This is a genomic window from Craterilacuibacter sp. (genome assembly GCF_051659485.1).
Lineage (GTDB): Bacteria > Pseudomonadota > Gammaproteobacteria > Burkholderiales > Chromobacteriaceae > Craterilacuibacter.
Genome location: NZ_JBOFOO010000041.1, coordinates 1 through 5,677, shown reverse-complemented (window position 1 = coordinate 5,677; position 5,677 = coordinate 1). Strand labels below are relative to the sequence as shown.

Genomic DNA, 5,677 nt, shown 5'->3' with positions numbered 1-5,677 from the left:
GTCCCGAGTCCCGAGTCCCGAGTCCCGAGTCCCGAGTCCCGAGTCCCGAGTCCCGAGTCCCGAGTCCCGAGTCCCGAGTCCCGAGTCCCGAGTCCCGAGTCCCGAGTCCCGAGTCCCTATTCCCCGCCTTTATTTCTCGCCCAGACAAAGAATTCCTTGTTGCCATCGCCGCCCTTGAGCGGGCTGTCCAGCCAGCGTAAGAGCTCGAAGTCTTCGGCTTCTACCGCCTGCGTGATCTTGTCCTTGACCCCGGCGTACAGTTTTTCATTGCGCACAATGCCGCCATGTCCCAGTCCCCCGCGTCCGACTTCGAACTGCGGCTTGACCAGATTTAGCAGGTAGCCGCCTGGCCGAAGCAAGGGCAGGGCGGAAGGCAGGATCAGGGTTAGCGAAATAAACGAGACATCGCACACCATCAGATCGAATGCCTCGCCATCATTGGCCGACAGCAAGGCCGCGTGATTCAGCGCGCGCCCGTTGACCCCCTCGAAACAGCGTACCCGCGTGTCGTCGCGTATTTTCTGCGCCAGCTGGTCATGGCCGACATCGACGCCGACCACATGGGCGGCACCGGCCTGCAGCAGGCAGTCGGTAAAGCCGCCGATGGACTGGCCTACGTCCAGCGCGCGCATGCCGGTCACGTCAAGGCCGGTTTCGGCTAGCGCGCCTTCCAGCTTGAGCGCACCGCGCGACACATAACGGTCGGCAGCATCCGGCACAATACTAAAGCGGGTATCGGCCGCCAGTTTCTGGCTGACCTTGGTCAGCGGCGTGGTCTGGCCGTCACGGATGATGCTGATCCGCCCGGCGGTAATCAGGTTTTGGGCGGCCGTGCGCGAGGCGGCAAGGCCTTGTTCGACCAGTAGAAGATCGGCTCTGGGCATGGTGGCTAGGCTGGTGGATGCAGGGGGCGCTAGGGTCGCGCCAGTGCGGGTGGCTGTCAAGCGGTAGCGGCAATGCGGTTTGCGTCGCATCGTGCAAAGATGATAGGCTTTGCCCGCATTTTATGTTTTTTGAGTTATTTCTTGTCCGGGTTATACGCCCGTCTTGATGAACACCCGTTCCCCGGGTATCGCGGCCTTGTCCGCATCGGCTCGCCTTGAGTCAACTGATCCACCAACCCTGGCACTGTTTTCCTGCCCCGGTATGGCGCGCACGGATGACAGGCCACTCAAGGAGGCAGTATGGTTTTACGTATCTCGCTGGCACTTACCGCTCTTTTCGTCTTGCTCGGCCTGTTTATGCCCGTGCAACTCAATCAGTTCACCGCCGACATCTTGTCGCTGACCATTGCCCGTTTCGGCTGGTTCTATCTGTTATCCGTGTTCGGATTTCTATTGTTTGCCCTTTATCTCGCATTCAGCCGTTTTGCCTTGATCCGTCTGGGCGGTGAAGATGCCGAGCCCGAGTTTTCCCGTGGAAGCTGGTTTGCCATGCTGTTTTCTGCCGGCATGGGGATCGGCCTGGTGTTCTGGGGTACGGCCGAGCCGCTGTTGCACTTCGCTTCTCCATCGCAGGGCATTGCAGCGCAGACGCCGGAAGCGGCCCGCATGGCCATGCATGCTGCCTTCTTTCACTGGGGCCTGCATCCGTGGGCGATTTACTGCGTGATGGGCTTGGCGCTGGCCTATTTCAAATTTAATCGTGGCGCCCCGGGGCTGATCAGCTCGGTGTTCCGCCCCTTGCTGGGTGACAGGGTGGAAGGGCCGCTAGGCAAGGCCATTGATATCTTGGCGGTGCTGGCGACTGCTTTCGGGGTCGCGACTTCGCTAGGCTTTGGCGCCCTGCAGATCGAGTCGGGCTTAAACTACCTGTTCGGGATTCCAAGTGGCGGCTGGACCACTTTTGCCGTGGTTGCCACCGCCACCGTGTTGTTCGTACTGTCGTCGCTGACCGGCCTCACGCGCGGCATCCGCATCCTGTCCAGCTTTAATCTGTGGCTGGCAGTCGGCTTGCTGCTACTGGTGGCCATATTGGGGCCGACGGCGTTTATCTTCGATATCTTCACCACCACGCTGGGCGACTATCTGGATGACCTGATCGCGCAGAGCCTGAAGCTGACGCCGTATTCGCAGAACCCATGGGTAGCCGGCTGGACGCTGTTTTACTGGGCCTGGTGGATTACCTGGGCACCGTTTGTCGGCATGTTTATCGCCCGTGTCTCCAAAGGACGCACCATTCGCGAGTTTGTTATCGGCGTGCTGTTTGTGCCGGCTTTGGCCAGCTTTATCTGGTTTTCGGTATTCGGAGGTACCGGCTTGTGGATGCAGCTATTCGGTCATGTCGATCTGGTGTCTGCCGCCGGCAGTGATGCCTCTACCGCGCTTTATCATATGTTTGCCGGGCTGCCTGGCGGCACGCTGATCTCGGGCGTGGCCATGCTCTTGGTTCTGAGCTTCTTTGTCACCTCGGCCGATTCGGCCACCTTTGTGCTGGGCATGCTGTCCAGCAACGGCAACCTCAATCCGGGCCATCGGGTCAAGCTGGTGTGGGGGGTCTTGGTGTCGGCTATTGCGCTGATCTTGCTGGCCAGTGGCGGGCTCAAGGGCCTGCAAAGCGTGTCGATTATCGCGGCGCTGCCGTTTGCCCTGATTATGGTCGGCATGATGGTGTCGCTATACAAGGCACTGTCGCAGGACGAGCGCAAGCAGCGCCATCATGAACTGGCGCTCAAGCACGAGATGGAAAGGCTGCTGGCCCTGTCGGGCAAGTGATGCAGGATGTCGGGTTTGATGCGATCATGGATGCCGTCGCAAGGAGGCATTATGGATACGCATCAACTTGACCCTGCCGAAGTCCGGGTTTTGGGCTGCCTGATTGAAAAACAGGCGCTCAATCCCGATACCTATCCGCTGACGCTGAATACCCTGCTGTCAGCCTGTAATCAACTGACCAGCCGCGAACCGGTACTGAGCCTGTCTGATGCCGATATCAGCGCTGCGCTGGCATCGCTGATGGCGCAAAAGCTGGTGGCCGAACGCCTGCCTGCCGGCTCGCGGGTCGCCAAGTATGAACACCGCCTGCCCTATGTCTGGAATATCGAGGGCGCACGGATGGCGGTGCTGGCGATGCTGATGTTGCGCGGCCCGCAGACGCCGGCCGAGATCCGCACCCGTTCCGGACGGATTTATGCCTTTTCCGGGGTGGACGAAGTCGAAACTGCATTGCAGGCGCTGGCCGACAAATACCCGCCGCTGGTCGTGCATCTGCCGCGCCAGCCCGGGGCACGCGAGGCACGCTGGGCGCACTTGCTGTCGGGCGAGCCGGTGTTGGCGGCCGTGACAGCCCCCGTGCGCAATGAAGATGACGAGGCCATTGTGGTAGGCCTGACCGGGCGCGTGGCGGCACTGGAAGCCGAAGTGGCGGCGCTCAAGACGCGTTTGTCCGAGCTGGAAGCCCTGATTGCCGACTGATTGTTTGCCGCACCGGCTGGTGCGGCGTTTTTCCTGTCTGATCTGAAAGAAATAAGCGATGTTGAAAAAGACCCTGCTGGCCGCCGTGCTGGCCACTGCTGCCTTGCCTGCATTGGCCGGTGACCTGACGGTTGCCGCCACCGAACACGGCGGTTTTATCAGCCGTACCGCCACCGGCTTCGGCCCCGGTATTACGCTGGACTATCTGCAATCGGACGAACACGGCACGGTGGAAGCCGGCGGTGTCGGCCTGACTTTCAGCCTGCCGGTGCCTTTTGCCCGCGTGGATCTGGGCGGCAAGGCCATGTGGGTTGATGCCGGTGGCCAGGCCAGCGCCGGCATGCTGGGTGGCCGGGTGACGGTAGACCTGCCGTTCTCGACCGAAGCCTTCGTTCAGGGCTACTGGGCACCGGAGTCGGCAGCGAGCGGCAGCGTCAGCAAGGTCAGCGACACCATGGCCGGCCTGCGCTGGAAACCGCTGCCCCTGATCGGCGTCGAAGCCGGCTGGCGCGAATTCAAGGTCGAGCGTAACGACAGCCGCCGCGACCGCAAGATCGCTGACGGTGCCTATCTGGGGGCCAGCATCGGTTTCTGATTATAGGGAGTGGGGAATAGGGAATAGGGAATAGGGAATAGGGAATAGGGAATAGGGAATAGGGAGTAAGCTCCCCACTCCCCACTCCCCACGTCCCACGTCCCACGTCCCATTCCCCCCGCTGGTGTAGAATCCCTGTTTTGTTTCTCCAGCAAGGCTTTGCCCCCATGAGTGCCGATCTTCTCGCCGGTTTGAATCCCGAACAATTGCGCGCCGTTACCTGGCCTGCCAAAAGCGCACTGGTTCTTGCCGGTGCCGGTAGCGGCAAGACGCGGGTGCTGACCACGCGCATCGCCTGGCTATTGTCTAGCGGGCAGGCCGCAGCTACGGCCATCCTGGGCGTGACCTTTACCAATAAGGCTGCGCGCGAGATGCAGACCCGCTTGTCGGCGATGCTGCCGGTCAATACCCGCACCATGTGGATAGGCACTTTCCACGGCCTGTGCAACCGCATGCTGCGCATCCATTACCGCGATGCCGGCCTGCCGCAGACTTTCCAGATCATGGACTCGCAAGAGCAGTCGTCGGCGATCAAGCGGTTGTTGAAAATCCTCGAGGTCTCCGACGAAAAATTCCTGCCCAAGGCGGTCGCCGCCTTTATCAACGGCAATAAGGAAGCCGGCCGCCGTGCCGGCGAGCTGTCGGCGCACGACAGTTACACTCTCAAGCTGATAGAGATCTACGCCGCTTACGATGCGCAGTGCCAGCGCGAAGGCGTGGTCGATTTTGCCGAACTCTTGCTGCGCTGCTATGAGCTGCTGTCGCGCAATGCTGCTTTGGCCGAGCATTACCGCAGCCGTTTTCGCCATATTCTGGTCGACGAGTTTCAGGATACCAACCTGCTGCAGTATGCGTGGCTGCGCCTGCTGGCCGGTAACGAGGCGGCGCTGTTTGCCGTCGGTGACGACGACCAGAGCATCTATGCCTTTCGCGGTGCCGAAGTCGGCAATATGCGTTCCTTGCTCAAGGATTACGCTATCGAAGGCCCGGTGCGGCTGGAGCAGAATTACCGCTCGGTCGGCAATATCCTGACCGCCGCCAATGCGCTGATCGAGAAAAACGATGGCCGTCTGGGCAAGAATCTGTGGACCGATGCCGGCGAAGGCGAATCCATCCGCCTGTATGAAGCCTATTCCGACGGGGATGAGGCCGAGTTTGTCTGCGACGAAGTGAAGGCCTTGGTGCGCGACGGCTGGAATCTGTCCGATATGGCGGTGCTGTACCGCTCCAATGCGCAGTCGCGGGCACTGGAACATGCGCTGGTCAATGCCGGCCTTGCCTACCGCATCTATGGCGGCCTGCGCTTTTTCGAGCGTCAGGAAATCAAGCATGCGATGGCCTATCTGCGTCTGGTGTCCAATCCGGACGACGACAACGCCTTGCTGCGCGTGGTCAATGTGCCGGCGCGCAAGATAGGCGCGCGCTCGATCGAAAACCTGCAGACCATCAGCCGCGAGCAGGGCGTCACGCTATGGGCTGCAGCCTGCGGCGGTAGCGGGGGGCGCAGCGCCGGCGCGATGGCCACCTTCGTGCTGCTGGTCGAAAGCTTGCGGGCCGAGCGCGAGCGCCTGAATCTGGCCGAGATGATCAGCCTGATTATCGACCGCTCCGGCCTGCGCGCCATGTATGAAGCCGACCGCAAGGAAGGCGAGGAGCGCCTTGCCAACCT

Annotated in this window: 5 protein-coding genes; 4 read left to right on the top strand and 1 reads right to left on the bottom strand. The window is 61.2% G+C overall.

Annotation, left to right across the window (positions count from 1 at the left end; translation table 11 throughout):
* Positions 1-116: 116 nt before the first annotated feature.
* A complete protein-coding gene (locus tag ACRC1E_RS01260) occupies positions 117-884 on the bottom strand; it encodes a TlyA family RNA methyltransferase (RefSeq protein WP_438513297.1) in 768 nt (255 codons plus the stop codon).
* A gap of 300 nt (positions 885-1,184) precedes the next feature.
* On the opposite strand from ACRC1E_RS01260, the gene ACRC1E_RS01255 reads away from it, so the two are divergent.
* From ACRC1E_RS01255 to ACRC1E_RS01240, 4 genes are all read left to right on the top strand, one after another.
* The gene (locus ACRC1E_RS01255; protein ID WP_438513296.1) at positions 1,185-2,714 is read left to right on the top strand and encodes a glycine betaine uptake BCCT transporter; all 1,530 of its coding nucleotides are present in this window, start codon (positions 1,185-1,187) and stop codon (positions 2,712-2,714) included.
* A gap of 51 nt (positions 2,715-2,765) precedes the next feature.
* Positions 2,766-3,413, top strand: coding sequence for a YceH family protein (locus tag ACRC1E_RS01250; protein ID WP_438513295.1), 648 nt, complete (start codon positions 2,766-2,768; stop codon positions 3,411-3,413).
* Positions 3,414-3,471: 58 nt separating this feature from the next.
* Positions 3,472-4,008, top strand: coding sequence for a YfaZ family outer membrane protein (locus ACRC1E_RS01245; RefSeq protein WP_438513294.1), 537 nt, complete (start codon positions 3,472-3,474; stop codon positions 4,006-4,008).
* Positions 4,009-4,175: 167 nt separating this feature from the next.
* The coding region (locus tag ACRC1E_RS01240; protein WP_438513293.1) for a UvrD-helicase domain-containing protein at positions 4,176-5,677 on the top strand (1,502 nt) is incomplete at its 3' end.

Excerpts from the sequence above, each read along its gene's own strand:
- ACRC1E_RS01245 (WP_438513294.1), top strand. The coding sequence starts at position 3,472 with ATGTTGAAAAAGACCCTGCTGGCCGCCGTGCTGGCCACTGCTGCCTTG.
- ACRC1E_RS01255 (WP_438513296.1), top strand. The coding sequence starts at position 1,185 with ATGGTTTTACGTATCTCGCTGGCACTTACCGCTCTTTTCGTCTTGCTC.
- ACRC1E_RS01260 (WP_438513297.1), bottom strand. The coding sequence starts at position 884 with ATGCCCAGAGCCGATCTTCTACTGGTCGAACAAGGCCTTGCCGCCTCG.
- ACRC1E_RS01250 (WP_438513295.1), top strand. The coding sequence starts at position 2,766 with ATGGATACGCATCAACTTGACCCTGCCGAAGTCCGGGTTTTGGGCTGC.